The organism is Trinickia sp., assembly GCF_036503415.1.
In the GTDB taxonomy this organism is placed as follows: Bacteria; Pseudomonadota; Gammaproteobacteria; order Burkholderiales; family Burkholderiaceae; genus Trinickia.
On the sequence record NZ_DASXWY010000225.1, the window covers coordinates 14,601 to 33,079 of the forward strand.

At 65.4% G+C, this 18,479-nt stretch carries 13 protein-coding genes; 8 read left to right on the forward strand and 5 right to left on the reverse strand.

The window, feature by feature from the left end; genetic code table 11:
* The first annotated feature begins 42 nt into the window (after positions 1-42).
* The 5 genes from VGL01_RS25520 (at position 43) to VGL01_RS25540 (ending at position 9,061) form a co-directional block, all read left to right on the forward strand.
* Positions 43-1,416, forward strand: coding sequence for an MdtA/MuxA family multidrug efflux RND transporter periplasmic adaptor subunit (locus VGL01_RS25520; protein WP_331574382.1), 1,374 nt, complete (start codon positions 43-45; stop codon positions 1,414-1,416).
* A gap of 37 nt (positions 1,417-1,453) precedes the next feature.
* Positions 1,454-4,597, forward strand: a complete 3,144-nt coding sequence (locus VGL01_RS25525) for an MdtB/MuxB family multidrug efflux RND transporter permease subunit (RefSeq protein WP_331574384.1) — start codon at positions 1,454-1,456, stop codon at positions 4,595-4,597.
* A 12-nt stretch (positions 4,598-4,609) separates the two neighbouring features.
* Positions 4,610-7,933 carry an efflux RND transporter permease subunit gene (locus tag VGL01_RS25530; protein ID WP_331574386.1) on the forward strand — a complete coding sequence of 1,108 codons (3,324 nt, stop codon included), beginning with the start codon at positions 4,610-4,612 and terminating at the stop codon, positions 7,931-7,933.
* A 143-nt stretch (positions 7,934-8,076) separates the two neighbouring features.
* Positions 8,077-8,493: a hypothetical protein gene (locus tag VGL01_RS25535; protein ID WP_331574388.1), complete on the forward strand. Its 417-nt coding sequence runs from the start codon at positions 8,077-8,079 to the stop codon at positions 8,491-8,493.
* 13 nt (positions 8,494-8,506) lie between these two features.
* Complete coding sequence (locus VGL01_RS25540) at positions 8,507-9,061, forward strand: YMGG-like glycine zipper-containing protein (protein WP_414720356.1); 555 nt, start codon at positions 8,507-8,509, stop codon at positions 9,059-9,061.
* Between the two features lie 39 nt (positions 9,062-9,100).
* Here VGL01_RS25540 and VGL01_RS25545 read toward each other — a convergent pair whose 3' ends face one another.
* Positions 9,101-9,652 (reverse strand): peroxiredoxin, encoded by a 552-nt coding sequence (locus tag VGL01_RS25545; RefSeq protein WP_414720360.1) that lies wholly within the window; start codon positions 9,650-9,652, stop codon positions 9,101-9,103.
* A 272-nt stretch (positions 9,653-9,924) separates the two neighbouring features.
* Between VGL01_RS25545 and VGL01_RS25550 the strand changes: the two genes are divergently transcribed.
* Both VGL01_RS25550 and VGL01_RS25555 read left to right on the forward strand, forming a co-directional pair.
* Entirely contained in the window at positions 9,925-11,772 is a 1,848-nt protein-coding gene (locus tag VGL01_RS25550) for a sensor domain-containing phosphodiesterase (RefSeq protein WP_331574392.1), read from the forward strand.
* A gap of 68 nt (positions 11,773-11,840) precedes the next feature.
* Positions 11,841-13,298, forward strand: coding sequence for an HDOD domain-containing protein (locus tag VGL01_RS25555; RefSeq protein WP_331574394.1), 1,458 nt, complete (start codon positions 11,841-11,843; stop codon positions 13,296-13,298).
* Between the two features lie 14 nt (positions 13,299-13,312).
* On the opposite strand, the gene VGL01_RS25560 is transcribed toward VGL01_RS25555, so the two are convergent.
* The 4 genes from VGL01_RS25560 to VGL01_RS25575 form a co-directional block, all read right to left on the reverse strand.
* Positions 13,313-14,668, reverse strand: a complete 1,356-nt coding sequence (locus VGL01_RS25560) for an EAL and HDOD domain-containing protein (protein ID WP_331574396.1) — start codon at positions 14,666-14,668, stop codon at positions 13,313-13,315.
* A gap of 142 nt (positions 14,669-14,810) precedes the next feature.
* Positions 14,811-15,605, reverse strand: coding sequence for an ABC transporter substrate-binding protein (locus VGL01_RS25565; RefSeq protein WP_331574398.1), 795 nt, complete (start codon positions 15,603-15,605; stop codon positions 14,811-14,813).
* Positions 15,606-15,882: 277 nt separating this feature from the next.
* Positions 15,883-16,821, reverse strand: coding sequence for a helix-turn-helix transcriptional regulator (locus tag VGL01_RS25570; protein ID WP_331574400.1), 939 nt, complete (start codon positions 16,819-16,821; stop codon positions 15,883-15,885).
* A gap of 55 nt (positions 16,822-16,876) precedes the next feature.
* Positions 16,877-17,512, reverse strand: a complete 636-nt coding sequence (locus VGL01_RS25575; RefSeq protein ID WP_331574402.1) for an FMN-dependent NADH-azoreductase — start codon at positions 17,510-17,512, stop codon at positions 16,877-16,879.
* A gap of 125 nt (positions 17,513-17,637) precedes the next feature.
* Here VGL01_RS25575 and VGL01_RS25580 point away from each other — a divergent pair, with 125 nt between their 5' ends.
* A complete protein-coding gene (locus VGL01_RS25580) occupies positions 17,638-18,477 on the forward strand; it encodes a LysR substrate-binding domain-containing protein (RefSeq protein WP_331574404.1) in 840 nt (279 codons plus the stop codon).
* Positions 18,478-18,479 lie beyond the last annotated feature (2 nt).

An 18,479-nucleotide genomic window follows, 5' to 3' on the forward strand; every position in this document is an offset into this window, starting at 1 on the left:
CCGCACACAGCGCATCAGCCTCGCAACTCTTGACCCTTACAGATGGCCGAACAGGAAAACCGCCCCGATCCTCACCGCCCCTCCCATGACCCCGGTCCAGGCGAAGCGCCGAAACCTGTCGCCCCCCGCTCCACGGGGCGCCGACTCGGTGTGCTCGTCGCCGCAGTCCTGGTAGCCGCGCTCGTGCTGGCCTGGTGGCGGCCGTGGAGCCGCACGAGTCCCTCCGGCGCGGTGCCGACCGGCGCAAGCGGCGCACACGCCGGCCGCGGCGCGGGCCGGTCGGGGAACATGCCGCAGCCCGTGCACGTCGCGACAGCCGCGCGCGGAGAAATGCCCATCGTGTTGACGGCGCTCGGCACAGTGACGCCGCTGGCCTCCGTGACGGTCAAAACCCAACTGGCCGGCACCCTGCAAAGCGTCGCGTTCCGCGAAGGGCAAATGGTCAAGCAAGGCGATCTGCTCGCCCAGATCGATCCACGCCCCTACCAGATCTCGCTCGACAACGCGCAAGGCACGCTCGCGAAAGACATGGCGCTGCTGCAAACGGCGAAGCTCGACCTCGAGCGCTATCGCGCGCTGCTCGCGCAGGATTCGATCGCCCGCCAGCAGGTGGACACGCAGGCATCGCTCGTGAAGCAATACGAAGGGCAGGTGCGCTCGGATCAAGCGAGCGTCGACACCTACAAGCTCGATCTCGTCTACGCGCGCATCACCGCGCCGGTCTCCGGGCGCGTCGGCCTGCGTCAGGTCGATCCTGGCAATTACGTGACGCCTTCGGACACGAACGGCATCGTCGTCATCACTCAATTGCAGCCGATCAGCGTCGTCTTCACGACCTCCGAAGACAATCTGCCGGCCATCGTGAAAAGCATGCACGCGGGCGCGAAGCTTTCGACGACGGCTTACGATCGCAACAACACGACACCGCTCGAAACGGGATACCTCGACACCATCGATAACCAGATCGATACCGCAACGGGCACCGTCAAGCTGCGGGCGCTGTTCAAAAACGACGGGCAACTGCTGTTTCCGAATCAGTTCGTGAACGCGCGGCTGCTCATCGACACGCTTCACGATGCGGTGATCGTCCCGACATCGGCTGTGCTCAACGGCGCGTCCGGCCGCTTCGTCTATGTCGTGAAGCCCGACAACACCGTCACCGTGCGGCCCGTGACAGTCGGCCCCGTCGACCGCGAACGCACGAGCATCGCATCGGGGCTCGCGCTCGGCGAGCGCGTCGTCATAGACGGTTCCGACCGCCTGCGCGAAGGCGCCAAGATCACGATTCCGGCAGACGCAGCTTCGGGCGCCTCGCACGGCAACGCCGCCAGCGCGGCGGCCGGGCACGGGCACGCCCGTGCCCACGGCCACGGGGCGAGCGGCGCACGCTCCGCATCGGCTGCCGGCGCGCAATGACGATCGCAATGAGGCACCGGACCGAGGCATCGAACGCATGAATCCTTCCCGCGCCTTTATCCTGCGCCCGGTCGGCACCGCACTGCTGATGGCGGCAATCATGCTGGTCGGCCTCGTGGCGCTGCGCTACCTGCCGATCTCGGCACTGCCCGAGGTCGACTACCCGACCATCCAGGTGCAGACGTTTTATCCCGGCGCGAGCCCCGACGTCATGACATCGTCGGTGACGGCGCCGCTCGAGCGCCAGTTCGGGCAAATGCCTTCGCTGAATCAGATGGCCTCGCAAAGCTCCGCGGGCTCGTCGATCATCACGCTGCAGTTCAGCCTCGATCTGCCGCTCGATGTGGCCGAGCAGGAAGTACAGGCCGCGATCAACGCGGCGGGCAACCTGCTGCCGTCGGACCTGCCCGCACCGCCCATCTATGCGAAGGTGAATCCGGCGGACGCGCCGATCCTGACGCTGGCGATCACGTCGAAGACGATGCCGCTCACCGACGTGCAAAACCTCGCCGACACGCGCCTTGCCCAGAAGATTTCGCAAGTGGCCGGCGTCGGCCTCGTGAGCCTGTCGGGCGGCCAGCGCCCCGCCGTACGGATCCAGGCGAATCCACTGGCGCTCGCCTCCTACGGTCTCAATCTGGACGACCTGCGCACGACGATTGCCAACCTCAACGTCAACACGCCGAAGGGCAACTTCGACGGACCGACGCGCAACTACGCGATCAACGCCAACGACCAGCTGACCGACGCCAATGCCTACCAAAGCGCGGTGGTCGCCTACAAGAATGGCCGGCCGGTCATGCTGACCGACGTGGCGAAAATCGTCGACGGCGCGGAGAACACGCGGCTCGGCGCCTGGGTCGGCATGCAACAGGGCTCGCAGCCCGTGACGCCCGCCATCTTGCTGAACGTGCAGCGCCAGCCCGGCGCGAACGTGATCCAGGTGGTGGACAGCGTGAAGAAAATCTTGCCGCAGCTTCGCGCATCGTTGCCCGCGGCGCTCGATGTGGCCGTGGTCACGGACCGCACGACGACCATCCGCGCCTCCGTGCGCGACGTGCAATTCGAGCTCGCGGCCTCGGTCGTACTCGTCGTGCTCGTCATGTACCTCTTTCTCGCCAACGTCTACGCGACCGTCATCCCGAGCCTCTCGGTACCGCTTTCGCTGATCGGCACGCTGGCCGTCATGTACCTCTGCGGATTCTCGCTGGACAACCTGTCGTTGATGGCGCTGACGATCGCGACGGGCTTCGTCGTCGACGACGCGATCGTCATGATCGAGAACATCGCCCGCTACGTCGAGGCCGGCGAATCGCCGCTCGAGGCGGCGCTCAAGGGCTCGAGACAGATCGGCTTCACGATCATCTCGCTGACGGTCTCGCTGATCGCCGTGCTGATCCCGCTGCTGTTCATGGGCGATGTAGTGGGACGGCTCTTTCACGAGTTCGCGATCACGCTCGCCGTGACGATCGTGATCTCGGCGGTGGTCTCGCTGACGCTCGTGCCGATGATGTGTGCCAAGCTGCTGCGCCACACGCCGCCGCTCGAAAGCCACCGCTTCGAAGCCAAGGCTCATGCGGCCATCGACGCGATCATCGCGCGCTACGGCATCGCGCTCGAATGGGTGCTCGAGCGGCGGCGCTCGACGCTTGTCGTGGCCGTGCTCACGCTAGTACTGACAGGCGTGCTCTACGTCTTCATCCCCAAGGGCTTTTTCCCGGTACAGGACACGGGCGTGATCCAGGCCATCACGCAAGCGCCCCAGTCGGTCTCCTATCGGACGATGGCCGAGCGCCAAAGCGCACTCGCCGCCGAGATCCTGCGCAATCCCAATGTCCAGAGCCTGACCTCGTTCATCGGGGTGGACGGGACCAACGTGACGCTCAACAGCGGCCGCATGCTGATCAATCTTAAGCCGGCGAGCGAGCGCAGCGAAAACGCGAGCAGCGTCATTCGCGAGATCACCGCATCGGTCGCAGACGTACCCGGGATCTCGCTTTATATGCAGCCCGTGCAGGATCTCACGATCGACTCGACCGTCAGCCCCACGCAATATCAGTTCATGCTGACGGACCCCAATCCGGACGAGTTCTCGGCGTGGGTGCCGAAGCTCGTCGAGCGGCTCAAAACGGCGCCGGAGCTGGCCGACGTCGCCACCGATCTGCAGGAAAGCGGCCGCTCGGTCTACGTCGAAATCGACCGCGCGAGCGCCGCGCGCTTCGGCATCACGCCCGCCACGGTCGACAATGCGCTTTACGACGCGTTCGGACAGCGCATCGTGTCGACGATCTTCACGCAATCGAACCAGTACCGCGTGATTCTGGAAGTCGAGCCGCAAATGCAGCACTACATCGACGCGCTCAAGGGGATCTATCTGCCCTCGTCGATCGCCTCGAGCGGGCAGGTGCCGCTCGCCGCCGTTGCGACGTTTTCCGAACGGCCCGCGCCGCTGCTCGTCACCCATCTCGGCCAGTTCCCCGCCACGACCGTCTCGTTCAACCTCGCCCCGGGTGCCTCGCTCGGCCAGGCCGTGAAAGCGATTCGCGCGGCCGAGGCCGAGATCGGCCTGCCCGCGTCGTTCCAAACGCACTTTCAGGGCGCCGCACTCGCCTTCCAGGCCTCGCTCGCGAACGAACTGTTCCTGATTCTCGCGGCCGTCGTCACGATGTACATCGTGCTCGGCGTGCTCTACGAGAGTTTCATCCACCCGATCACGATCCTCTCGACACTGCCGTCCGCGGGGGTGGGCGCGCTGCTCGCGCTGATGATCTCGGGGCACGATCTCGATGTCATCGGCATCATCGGTATCGTCCTGTTGATCGGTATCGTCAAGAAAAACGCGATCATGATGATCGACTTCGCGCTCGAAGCCGAGCGCGAAGAAGGCAAATCGCCCCGCGAGGCGATTTATCAAGCGTGCCTGTTGCGTTTCAGGCCGATCCTGATGACGACGATGGCGGCGCTCCTCGGTGCGCTGCCGCTGATGCTCGGCACGGGCGTCGGCTCCGAGCTGCGTCACCCGCTCGGCATCGCGATCGCAGGCGGCCTGCTCGTCAGCCAGTTGCTCACGCTGTTCACGACGCCGGTGATCTACCTCGGTTTCGATTCGCTCGCGCGCAAGCTGCGCGAACGCTTCGGTCCGGCGGCCGGACGGCCACACGCGGGCGACGCCGGCGTATGAGGGCATGAGCGCATGAATCTCTCGGGCCCGTTCATTTCGCGCCCCGTCGCGACGACACTGCTCGCGATCGGCATTGCCTTGTCGGGCCTCTTCGCATTCATGAAGCTGCCCGTCGCGCCGCTGCCGCAGATCGATTTCCCGACGATCGTGGTCATGGCGCAAATGGCCGGCGCAAGCCCCGATACGATGGCGACGAGCGTCGCGAGTCCGCTGGAACGGCATTTGGGGCAGATCGCGGATGTCACGGAGATGACCTCGCAAAGCTCCGTCGGCTCCACGCGCATTACGCTGCAATTCGGATTGAACCGCGATATCGACGGCGCCGCGCGCGACGTACAAGCGGCCATCAATGCGGCGCGCGCCGACTTGCCGACCAGCCTGCGCAGTAATCCGACCTATCACAAGTACAACCCGTCGGATGCACCGATTCTCGTTCTCTCGCTGACTTCCCCCACGATGTCGGCCGGGCAGCTCTACGATGCGGCCTCGACGGTACTGCAGCAAGCGCTCTCGCAAGTGGACGGCGTCGGCGAGGTGGACGTCAGCGGCGCGGCGAACCCCGCCGTGCGCGTCGAACTCGAACCGCAGGCGCTCTTTCACTACGGCATCGGGCTGGAGGACGTACGCGCCGCGCTCGCCGCGGCCAATGCGCACAGCCCGAAAGGCTCGATCGATTTCGGCCCGCACACCGTGCAGATCTATACCAACGATCAGGCTACGCGGGCCTCGCAATACAAGGATCTGATCATCGCGTACCGCAACGGCGCGGCGGTCAAGCTGTCCGATGTGGCCGAAGTCGTCGATTCGGTCGAGGATTTGCGCAACCTGGCGTTATCGAACGGCAAGCGGGCGGTGCTCGTCATCCTCTACCGGCAGCCCGGTGCAAACATCGTTCAGACCGTCGATCGCGTGATCGGCATGATTCCGCAGCTGAGGGCATCGCTTCCGGCCGCCATCGACGTCACGCCGGTGATCGATCGCTCGACGACGATCCGCGCCTCGCTCAAGGACACGGAGCACACGCTGCTGATCGCCGTCACGCTCGTCGTGTCCGTCGTATTTCTGTTTCTGCGCAACTGGCGCGCAACGCTGATTCCAAGCGTCGCCGTACCGATATCGATCATCGGTACCTTCGGCGCGATGTATCTGCTCGGCTACTCGATCGATAACCTTTCGCTGATGGCGCTCATCGTGGCGACCGGCTTCGTCGTCGACGATGCGATCGTCGTGCTCGAGAACATCTCGCGGCATATCGAAGAAGGCGTACCGCCGATGCGCGCGGCTTACCTCGGTGCGCGTGAAGTGGGCTTCACGGTGCTGTCGATCAGCCTCTCGCTCGTCGCGGTATTCCTGCCCATCTTGCTGATGGGCGGCATCATCGGCCGCCTCTTTCGCGAGTTTGCGGTCACGCTGTCGGTGGCGATCGGCGTTTCGCTGGCGATTTCGCTGACCGTGACACCGATGATGTGCTCGCGCCTCTTGCTTCCGATCCACGAACAAAAAGCGCAGGGCCGTTTCGCGCGCACGCTCGAGCGCGGCTTCGACAGGCTCGCGGCCGGCTACGAACGCACGCTCGGCTGGGCGCTCGCGCATCCTGCGCTCGTGCTTGCGACGCTCGCCGCGACCGTCGCACTCAACGTCTATCTCTATATAGCGGTGCCGAAAGGGTTCTTCCCGCAGCAGGACACCGGACGCCTCGTCGGCGGCATCATGGCCGACCAGAGCACGTCTTTCCAGCTCATGAAGACCAAGTTCGCCGAGATGATGCAGATCGTCAAGAACAACCCGGCCGTCGATACCGCAACGGGTTTCACCGGCGGCCGCGCGACGAACGCGGGCTTCATGTTCATCTCGCTCAAGCCGAAGAGCGAGCGCAAACTGTCGGCCGATCAGGTCATCGCCCAGTTGCGCGGCCCGCTCTCGCACGTTGCCGGCGCGCAGACCTTTTTACAAGCGGTGCAGGATATCCGCGTCGGCGGGCGCCAATCGAACGCACAGTATCAATTCACGCTGCTCGGCGATTCGACGGCCGAGCTGTATGAGTGGGGACCGAAGCTCACCGAAGCGCTCAAGCGTCGCCCGGAGCTGGTCGATGTGAATTCGGATCAGCAGCAAGGCGGGCTTCAATCGATGGTGACGATCGATCGCGCCAGTGCCGCCCGCTTCAAGATCACGCCGTCGCAAGTCGACAATACGCTTTACGATGCGTTCGGCCAACGCCAGGTCTCGACGATCTACAACCCGCTGAACCAATATCACGTGGTAATGGAAGTCGCGCCGCGCTATTGGCAGGATCCGGAAATGCTCAAGCAGATCTACATCAGCACGTCGGGCGGCAACGCGAGCGGCTCGCAATCGACGAATGCGGTCGCCGGAACCGTGAGCGCGTCGACGAGCGGCAGCGCCAGCCGCACGGGGAGTGCGGGCACGGGCGCCGCAGCGGGAACCGCGGGTACGTCGGGCGGCTCGGCGGCGGCCGACGCGGCGCGCAACCTCGCGACGAACGCAATCGCGGCGAGCGGCAAGTCGAGCGCCTCCACGGGCTCCGCCGTCTCGACCTCGCGCGAGACGATGATTCCGCTATCGGCCATCGCCTCGTTCGGGCCCGGCAATACACCGCTGTCGGTCAGTCACCAGGGTTCGTTCGTCGCCTCCACGATCTCGTTCAACCTGCCGCCCGGCCAGTCCCTGTCGAGCGCGACAAAAGCGATCGAGCAGACGATGGCCGAGATTGGCATGCCGGGAACGATTCACGGCAGCTTTTCGGGCACGGCGCAAGCGTTCCAGTCGTCGGTCTCGACGCTGCCCATCTTGACCCTCGCGGCGCTCGCGGCGGTCTATATCGTGCTGGGCGTGCTCTACGAGAGCTACATCCATCCGATCACGATTCTCTCGACACTGCCGTCGGCCGGCGTCGGCGCGCTGCTCGCGCTGCTGGCCTTCAAGACCGAGTTCAGCATCATGTCGTTCATCGGCGTCATTCTGCTGATCGGCATCGTGAAGAAGAACGCGATCATGATGATCGACTTCGCCATCGAAGCATCGAGGCAGGGTATGTCGTCGCTCGATGCCATTCGGCGTGCCTGTCTGCTGCGTTTCCGACCGATTCTCATGACGACCTGTGCCGCGTTGCTCGGCGCGCTGCCGCTCGCCTTCGGCACCGGCGAGGGCGCCGAACTGCGCTCGCCGCTCGGGATTTCCATCGTCGGCGGCCTCATCGTGAGCCAGGTGCTCACGCTTTACACGACGCCGGTCGTCTACCTCTGCCTGGACCGGCTGCGCGTTCGCTGGGCGCGCCGCCATGCACCCGGGCTCGCGTCCGGCGAATCCCACTGAAGATCAGAAAAATCCCGCTTCGTGGGCCGTAAAGGATCGGAATAATTGTGAGACGCGCTGTTATGGCACTCGCGGCGCGATTGGCCTACCTTTGATTCGTGCGCCGACCGGTTGCGGCGCTGCCCCTCTGAAGGAGATTCATCGTGCGATGGCGAAACGCTTCCCTCGCGCTGCTCGCGGCCGCCGCGGCCTGCATAAGCGGTACGGCCCACGCGGCACGCTGGAACGTGGGCGTGTTTGTCGGGGCCCCCGCGCCCTACTACCCGGTCGTCCCGGCGCCGTACTACTACGGACCCTATCCGCCGCCTTACGTCCCTTATGCGCCGTACCCGCCGGCGTATTACGGCCCGCCCGTCATCGTATCGCCGCCGGTCGTCGTCCAGCCACCCGAGCCCGATGTCTACATCGAACGCTCGCAAGCGGCGCCCTCGGCGACGCAACCTTCGTCTTCGGGCAAAACCTATTGGTACTGCGCGGCGTCTAAAAGGTATTACCCCTACGTCAAGGACTGCGCGGGCGGCTGGCAGGACGTCCCGGCCACGCCCGAGCGAAATCGCTGAAGTGAGGTCGCCGATGCTTTCCTCCTATCATGACGGCCAGCAGGCCAAACGGCGGCTCCTCGCCGCTCCCGCGGCGGCGCTTGCGGCCGTACTCGCCGGCTGCACGGTGATGCCGAGTGGCCCCAGCGTGTTGGCATTGCCCGGAACCGGAAAGTCTTTCGATCAGTTTCGCGGGGACGATGCGTCGTGCCGCCAATATGCGCTTGCGCAAGTGGGCGGTGTCAGCGCCGGACAAGCGGCAACCACGAGCGCCGTCGGCTCGGCGGCGCTCGGCACGGCGGTGGGCGCCGCGGCCGGCGCTGCGTTCGGCGGCGGCCGCGGTGCGGCGATCGGCGCGGGCGCGGGGCTTCTCGGGGGCGGCGCCATCGGTGCGGGCACCGCACAGGCCTCCGGATACGGGATACAACGCCGCTATGACTACGCGTATATCCAATGCATGTACGCAGCGGGCGAGCGCGTGCCGGTGCCTGCCGGCATGGTGCGAAGCTATCGGCAACAGTTCGATGCCGAAGGGCAGCGTGACAGGGGGGTGCCGGAAATACCGCCGCCCCCGCCGCCGCGTCAATGAGACGGCGCAGCCTTCATCCGACGCGCGCCGTGCCACGCCTCATCGGTGCGGGTGTTCGGCCGCCCATTGCTTCACGGCGGCAAGCGTGTTCTTGACATGCTCGTCCGGCGATAGCGACGTGTACTCGTAGACGATGCGGCCATCCGGGGCAATCACATAGGACACCCGGTTCGCTCGCTTGGTCACGAGCGGCAACGCGGCATCGTACGACTCGATGATGCGGCCGCTTTCATCGGCAGCCACGGGGAACTTGCTGCGGCACTCGCTGACCGAAAAACGCGCGAGCGTGGCGATATCGTCGTGCGACACGCCGATCACCGTCGCGCCATATCGTTTGTATTCGTCGACGGCATCGGCGAATTCGTGTGCTTCGATGGTGCAGCCTTTCGTGAATGCCGCCGGATAGAAGTAAAGCACGACGGGGCCGCGCTTGAGCGCGTCGGCCAGAGCGTAGGAGAACGTCTTGCCGCCGAGCGAGGCCTGCGTCGTGAAATCGGGCGCCTTGTCGCCCGCCTTGAGCACGGCAACCGCGTCGAACGACCAGGCGCCCAGGCCGGTCACCAGCGCCGTGCATAGCGCGATACGTCCCATCCATCGTTTCATCTCGCTTCCTCGAATCGGTTCAACCTCTGCGGAGAGCCGCCAGCGCGGGCTACCGACATTGTCTCAAAAAGACCGCGAGTCCCGGCTGAATCGGTAGGCAGCGGTAACAGCGGGTAACAATTCGCGAAAACCGCTAAAGAATTTCGGATCGGAGCCGATAATTCGCCTGATGGAGCGTGCGCGGGAGGCGCGCCCGCGCGGCGCGGGCCTCATCGAAAGCACATTAGCCGCAATGTCGGGACCGTCGTCAGCGAGATTCAATGGAAGCAAAAAGAAGCAACGTGCCGCGCCGGCGCACCTGGCGCGAGACGATCGACCGGCTGTGGCGGCGAAAAGCCGCGGCCCCGCCCGCGGCCGCCGCGACCGTCCCGGCGCCGCAGGGGCGCAATGTGCTGGCCGCCGAATTGGATCGGCTCGTTCGCGGCGTGGACTTCCTGGCTTTTGTCGACGCCGGCTTGCACTTTCTCTACGTCTCCGAAGCGAGCCTGCGTTTCGTCGGCTATCGCCATGAATACCTGCGTGCGGTCACGCTGCACGAATTGGTCGCGGCCGGCGACACAGCCGCCCTGGACGGCCTCCTTGCACGTGCGAGTGCGTCGGGCAGCGTCGAGCGCGCCACCGTGCACTTGATGAAATCTCTGACCTACCCGATTCCGGTCGAACTGCGCGCCGTGGCGGGTATTCATGAAGGCACCCCCGGCTTCGCGATCTCCGCGTTCGACATTTCAGACTGGCGCGCCACCGAAGAACGCCTCACCTACGAGCTGCACAGCGACCGCATGACGGGCCTCGCCAACGGCACGGCACTCGCCGCGGCGCTCGAGAGCGCGCTGGAAACGGTGGACACCCAAAGTACCGGCGCGGCGCTGCTGCTCGTCGATCTCGACGACTATCAACGCGTGAACCGGGCGCTCGGCTACGAAGCGGGCGACGCCTTGATGCGCGAGACGGCCGCGCGGCTCGCGAGTCTCGTCTCACCCGAGGAAACGCTGGCGCGCGTGACGAGCGACGAGTTCGCCGTGCTCGTGCGCGCAGGCACGCGCGAGCACGCGGCCGCTGCCGCCGAAGCGCTCGCGCGCCGCTTCATGACCGCCATACAACAGCCCTACTCGTTCAGCGGCCAGGCTGTCCATCTCTCGGCGAGCGTCGGCATCGCGCTCTATCCCGATCCGGCCGAGCCGGGCGGCGGCCGGGCCGGACAGCACCAGCAGTTTTTGCGGCGCGCGGATCACGCGCTCGCTCAGGCGAAGGCCTCGGGCAGCAATACCATCGCGTTTCATACGCCCAACGCCGATCCGGCCGACGCCGAGCGCCTGAAACTCGAAGCCGATCTCTACGACGGCGTGCGCAACGGCGAGTTCGCGCTGCATTTCCAGCCGATCACCGAGAGCCGGATGGGCGGCGTCGTTGGCGTGGAGGCGCTCATGCGCTGGCACCATCCGGTCCATGGCCTCGTGCCGCCTTCGACGTTCGTCCCGCTGGCCGAATCGATCGGGCTCATCAACTACCTCGGCAACTGGGTGCTCAAAGTGGCCTGCATGCAGCTCGTGCAGTGGGACATCCAGGGCATCGCGCTGCAATACGTCGCGGTCAACGTCTCGCCGCAGCAGTTTCGCGACCCGCGCTTCACTCAGAACGTGCGCGACGCGCTCACGCTCACCGGGCTCGACGCGAGCCGCCTCGTGCTCGAGATCACGGAGAGTCTGCTGATGCAGGACCCGGCCCATGCGAAGGCGCTCCTCGAGGAGCTGACGGCGCTCGGCATCCGGTTCGCGATCGACGATTTCGGTACGGGCTACTCGAGCCTTGCGTACTTGCAACGTTTTCCGCTCGCCAAGCTCAAGATCGACCGCAGTTTCGTCGAGAACCTGCTAACCTCTCGCAACGACCAGGCCATCGTATCCGCCGTGGTCGGACTCGCGCGCACGCTCGAGCTGGAACTCGTCGCGGAAGGCGTGGAAACGGAGGCGCAACGGCGGCTCCTGACTGAGATGGGTTGCGGGCACATCCAGGGGTGGCTGGTCTGCCAGGCGCTGCCCTCGGAAGAGCTCGCGCAACGCTTCGCGGCCCGCGTTTTACGCCTGCACGAAGACGAGTCTTTCGCTTGAAGCACGCGAAAAAAGGTGCGCAGGACGGCTCCATCAATCGACACGTATATGGTTTTGACGGAATTCACATGGTAAAGGCGGCGCTGCTCGATAAGCTCTGGGCGCAAATGAGCGAGCGCGGCGACTTTCCGATGCTCTCCCAATCGCTGCGGACCACAGTGGCCGCAATGAAAAACGACGATCTCGACTTTTCGGCGCTGGTACAGGTCGTCTTGTCGGACTTTGCGCTGACGCAAAAGGTCCTGCGGCTCGCCAACTCGGCCATGTACATGGCATTCGGCGGCAACATCACGACGGTCACGCGCGCGCTGATGGTGCTCGGCATGGATGCCGTCGGCCACCTCGTCGTCGGACTCAAGCTCGTCGATCACTTCCACCAAAGCGCGCCGCACCGCATCGACGCGAAGCTCGAGCTCAACCGTACACTGCTGTCCGGCAGCGTGGCGCGCAAGCTGACTTCGGACACAGCGGATTTGGGCGCGGGCGAGGAAGCCGTCGTTTGCACGCTGATGCGGCAAGTCGGCAAGCTGCTCGTCGTCTGCTATCTCGAAGCGGAGTGGAACACGATCCGGCACAAGGTCGAAAACGATGGGCTCGACGAAGCCGCTGCCTGCAACGCCGTGCTCGGCGTCACCTTCGACGAAATCGGCCTCGAAGCAGCCTCGCGCTGGCGTCTGCCGGAGCAGATCCGTGCGGGCATGGGCCGTTATGAACCCGAGGCAAACGAGCTGCAGCACGTCCAATGGCTACGCGCGGTAACCAATTTCTCGACCGATGTGGCCGACGTGCTGAGCGCGTCCGATGCACACGCGCAACCCGCCGAAATGGAACTCGCGGCGTTGGCGCAACGCTACGGCGAGGCGCTGGCGATAGAGCCGGAGACCCTCGTGTCGATGAGCACGGCGCTCGCGCGCGAGGAAGCCGGCATGGGGGTCATGCGGGAAATCGTGGAGCTGCGAGCAAGCGCCGATGCCATTGCTCGCGCGGGCGTCGCGCCGGAGGCGCGCATCGCCGCGGGCCTCGAGGATCTGCGCGCGCTGCCGTCCGAGAATGCGCTGGCGCCGGTCCTGGCGCTTGCCTCGGAGACCGTGCTGGCCGGTCTCGGCTTTGCCCGCACGATCGTCTTCGTGCGACAGGCACCGGGGCTGTTCAAGTCGCGGCTGGGCTTTGGACGCGATGTGGAGAAACTGCTGCCGGCGCTTTCGTTCAATGAAGCATTCGAGCCCGACGTATTTCATCTTGCGATTGCCAACTCGATCGGCATTTTCATCGAGAACGCGCACGATCCGAAGATGGTGGCACGGCTGCCGGCCTGGTTCCGCGATGCGTTTTCCGACGCCCGCTCGTTCGTCCTGCTGCCCGTGACCGTCGACCAAGCGACGGTCGCGCTCCTGTACGGCGATTGGTCGCACGCGCAAGAGCCCCGCAAGATCTCGCAAGACGAAATGAGTGCGCTAAACGAGCTCGCCCGCGAGCTCGGCCGCTTCTTCGCACACGCGCCGGCACAGGAAGTCGAAACGCTCTGAGGCGCGCGAGCGCGCTATTCCTGTACGCGCTCGAGCCCCGCGTTGTCGCCGTGTTGATCCGCCGCGCTGGCCCATGCCGCTGAAGCGATGGCCAATTCGGCGAGTTCGGGCGGCGTGAACGGCGCCAGTGCTTCGCTCACCTGCTCGAGCGCGGCCCAGTCGGCGCGCTCGAGCGCCTGCACGGCGGCCAGCAGTGTGCCGAGCAATCCCTCGTGCCGAAGAATGGCCGCGCGGATGTGACCCGCCAGCATCAGCGCGTCCAGCGTGGCTTCGAGCGTGTCGCCAAACACAGCGTCGACAAGCGAAAACACGCCGGTCAAAAACGCCGCATCGACGACCTTCCGGTTCGCCTGAGTCAGACGGGCCGCCGCCATTTCCATGAAACGCGCGCGCGTGGCCGCGAGCTGCACGAGCGGATCGTCCTCGAGCCGGACTTTGCGGCCGTCCGCATAAAGCAGCAATTGCGTCCAGCGCGCGATACGGTTGGTGCCCGTCGCATTGATCGCATCGCGCAGTGTCGCCACCTTGCGCCCGATGCTCGCCTCGCCCGAATTGGCGAGCCGCATGATGTGCATGACGAGCACCGGGTTCAGCTTGAGCTCGGCTTCGAGCTGCGCGACGCTCGGATCCGCCGAAAGCAGCCGCAACAGGTTCAGCAGCGCCTGGCGCGGTGCACTGGCGCGCCGCGAGGCCTGCCTGTCCGCGCGCGCGAAGAAATACCCCTGGAAGACATCGAAGCGCGCGGCCTTCGCGCGCTCGAAGGTTTCGTGCGAATCGACACCGAGCGCAATGAGAATCTTGCCGGCCGATTTGAGCGCGTCCGCCAGCTTCGCAAGCAGATCGGGCGCCACCTTCGCGACGTCGATCTTGACGGCATAGACGTAAGGCAGCAGCTTGGCGAACGTCGCGTCGGGAGCACTCACGCGGTCGAGCACGAAGCGATAACGCTTGCCGTGCAGCGCCACGAGACGGGCCGTCAACTCGCCATCGATAGCGATATCGGGCGGCAACTGGAAGAAGTAGCGTTCCGGGGAGATGCGAGCGAGATCGTCGGCCATGAGCAATGCGCGATTCACGCTCAGATAACCTCGATGGCCACCCAGCGCCGCGTGCACGCCGCTCGCTCCGAGCAACGCCAACGTTTGCGTCAGCGCCGCGTCGGATGCGGCACGGCGGCTCGCGGGGTCAGCGTCCGCGGCACCGTCGCCGGCGAGCGGCTCGCGCGTAACCAACTCGAATCCGCACAAAAGCCCCTCGGCGTCGACGAGCGGCTGACGCGCGGGATGGGTCACCGCGCCGGGCGGATGTCCCGCCTGGGCAGGCTCGCTGGCCACCGCCGGGTGTGCCGCCGTCACGTTGGTCGTCTCCATCAGCCCCTCTTCTTTGTCTGCTTTTATCGCCGCCCGGTACTACACGTACCGGCCCCGTGGCCAATCTGGGCGGGATTATACGACGGGGCCGCAGCGAAGCGATAGCCGAAGGCGGGCCGGAGCAAACGCCGGCGAAGCGGTCTTATTTGAGCACGACCTTCACGTCGAAATACTTGGCCGCGATCCGCTCGATCGTCCCGTCGGCCTTCAGCGCACGCAACGTCTCGTCGAGCGCCGCCTTCAACGCCGCATCGCCCTTGCGCACGCCGAAGCCCACGCCCGAGCCGAGCAATTGGGAGTCAGTGACCGTCGGCCCCGCGAACTCGAACGCCGCGCCCTGCGCACGCTTGAGGAACCCCTTGGACGCCGCCTCCGAATCCTGGAACGCGGCGTCGAGCCGTCCGGCGACGAGGTCGGCATATATCTGGTCCTGCGTCTGGTACGGCACCACGTCGACGCCTGCGCCCGCCCACTTCGCCTTCGCATACGATTCCTGAATCGTGCCTTGGAGCACGCCCACGCGCTTGCCCTTGAGGGAAGCGGCGCTCGGCAGCAGGCCGCTGCCCTTCCTGGCGATCAGCTGATTCGGGATCGAATAGATCGGCTCGGTGAAGTCGATGGCCTTTTTACGTTGCTCCGTGATCGTCATGTCCGAATTGATCGCGTCGAACTTGCGCGCGGACAACGCCGGAATGAGGCCGTCGAAGTCGTTCTCGACCCAGACGCATTTGACCTTGAGCCTCGCGCAAACCGCATGGCCGACTTCGATGTCGAAGCCTTGCAGCTCGCCCGTCGGCGATTTGAATTCGAACGGCGCATACGACGCCTCGACGCCGAAGCGGATCTGCTTGAGCTCGGCGGCCGATGCGCCGCTCGCGATCAGCGACGCCGCAGCGATGAGTGCAAGCGCTGTGTGCTTTCGGAAGTTCAGTTTCATCAGGATTCCTAAACGAGAAAGAGTTGCAACGATGGGCGCAGCCGGCGCATCGTCGCCGCGCCAAAATCAGCGTTCAAATGCCCGGCGCTAGTCTTGTGCGTCGCACAAAGCGCGCGGGCGCCGCATTGTAGGCGGCGCCCGCGCGCTCGTTCGAGAAAGGGGAAGAAAATCGGACGGACCGGGCCGCCGCAATGGCATGCCCAAAGATGCAATTCGATGTCGCTCAGCGGCAAACGCCGAGACCCACGCCGCGCCCCCCCGCCGAGCCGGGCGCCGCTCATGCGTACCGCACGCGCCGTCCCTCGTCCTCAACGGGTTCCATCGGCGGCTGCGCGGCACGTTCGGCGGGTTGCCGGGACAACACGCCCGCCACGTAAGCCAATTGCGCGCGGTTGCGCGTTCCGAAGCGCCGCTCGATGCCGCCGAGCTGATAGGCCACCTGATCGGCCGAGAGCGACAGCAGTGCGCCTATTTCGCGATCGGACGAACCCTGGGTCATCAGATCGAGCATGCGCTTTTGCAGCCCCGAGAGCCCATCTGAGCCCGTTGTCGCCAGCAGCGGGCCGATACGCGGCTCGATGAACGCGTGTATCTCGCCCGCCAAAACCAGCGCCGCGCCCATCGTCGCGTCGGAAATCCAGGCACGCGTGGCGAGCGTGCTCGACAGCGTCACCATGCAGTACTCGAACGGACGCGCCGTCTCGAAGCCCACGGTCACGCCCGAACCGATGCCGGCGCGAGCCGCCAGCGCCGCGAGACTCCGTGCGGCAGCGCCCGCCCTGCCCGCGCCGGCCGCATCGCGTGTCAGGTCGTCGAGCACCCATGCAAACGGCCAGCCGGCCGTGCACGCCTTGACGACCCGCACGTCGGTGTCGAAGCAGTGCGCACCGCAATAGGCCTCGGCCCAGCCCGGCGGCGAATACTGTGCATACCAGGCCGCTCGGCTCACCCGGCCATCGAGGCACATGATGCGGTAATAGCAAAGCCAATCGAAGCCGGCATCGACGAGGCAGCTGCGAATCAGCGTACGGCGCAGCGCGCCGTCGGACTGCGCCGTGAGCACGTCCGCCAACGCAGCAAGACGCGCAGCCGATGAACGGGCGGGTTCGCCCTCCTCTCGCGGCAGTACGACAGGGCCAGGCCCGAGGCCGACCTCGGGGTCCCTGAGGATGCGATAGGAACGCTGACCTGCATCGGTGTGCAACGATTCCGACATGACATCTCCCGGCGGATGAAACGGGCGGCCGCGGCAACGCCCGGGCAAAACGCGCTCATGGCCGAGCGCGCGCAAGCGCCTCGGCGCTCGCGCAGGCGTCGCGGCGCGCGGCGATATCGACTTCAGGCCCGAACAGCGTCTTTTCGATGACGACCGTTTCGATATCCTCGATGCCTACGAATCGCAACCAGGCTTCGACATAGGGCTTCTGGAAATCAAAACACTCGGCGGGCGTAATTGATTCCCTCGAATAATCGAGTCCCCGCGCATAGACGACGACGGCCCGCTTGTCGCGCAACAGTCCGCCGAATCCCCGCTCGTCGAACGAGAACAGCACGTCCTTTTGCGAGACCGCATCGATGAAATGCTTCAGCTTGTAAGGAATCGAGAAATTCCAGAGCGGCACCGAGAGCAGCAGCGTATGCGCATCGTGAAGCGGCCTCGCGAGGTCGTGGATCGCCCTCCACGCGTCGCGCTGCTCGTCGGTGAGCGGCGTGCCGGCAAGCCCCGCGTATTTCGCCTGCATCGCAGCGCCGTCGAACTCAGGCAACGGTGTGTGCCACAGATCGAGCGTCTCGACGGACGCATCGGCGTGCGCGCTCCGGTAAGCCTCGATGAACGCGTGCGCCACCTCCCGCGAAGCGGAGCGGGATTTGCGCGGCGAGGACTCGATGTGCAACAGCCTTGTCATAGGGTTCTCCGAAGAATGCGGGCGTGAAGCCTGGTGGGTGTGCTCGAGCTTCATCTAATCACATTGCGAATTCGATTGAAAACGAAGTATTCTTCAATCATTCAACACGAATCTCACTAAATTCCATGTTCGATACCGTGCTGTTGCGCTCGTTCGTGACGGTCGCCCAGGAAAGCAGCTTCACGCGCGCCGCGGCGCGGCTGCATTTGACGCAATCGGCCATCAGTGCGCATTTGCGGCGGCTGGAGGATCAGGCGGGCAAAACGCTGTTCGTGCGCACGACGCGCTCGACCGCCCTCACGCCGGACGGCGAACTGCTACTGGGTTATGCACGCGCGATCCTGGCCCTGAATCGCGACGCACGTGCGCGTTTGCGTCGCAGTTCGAGCGATGGCACGGTGCGTATGGGCATGTCCGAGGATTTCGCCCACGCCCGCATCATGGAGCGGCTGCATACGTTCGGGCTGCGCAACCCGGAAGTGGCGCTCGACATCACGATCGGCGTGCCGGGCACGCTATTGCAGGCGATGGATCGCGGAGAACTCGACTTCGTGCTCGGCGGGCGCTGTCATGACGACCGGCCGGGCCGCCCTCTCTGGCGCGAGCCGCTCGTGTGGGCAGCGGCGGAATGGATGAATGTCGACGTGTCGTTGCCTTTGCCGCTGGCGGTGTTTCCGGAGCCTTGCCCTTACCGTGAAGCGGCACTCGCCGCGCTCGCGCATGCCGGCATCGACAGTCGCATCGCGCTCGTCTGTCCGAGCAGCGGCGGCGTGCTCGCCGCGGTGCGCGCAGGCCTCGCCATTGCGCCGATGCTGGAGAGCCGTCTCGATAGCGGCTTGCAGGCGCTCGGGGCCGATTCGCGGTTGCCCGCGTTGCCGAGCGTCGAGTTCACGCTGTTCGGTGGCAGCCCGATTACCGCACTCGTCGAGGAACTCTGCGGCGCAGCGCAGCGCGATCTGCGCTAGGG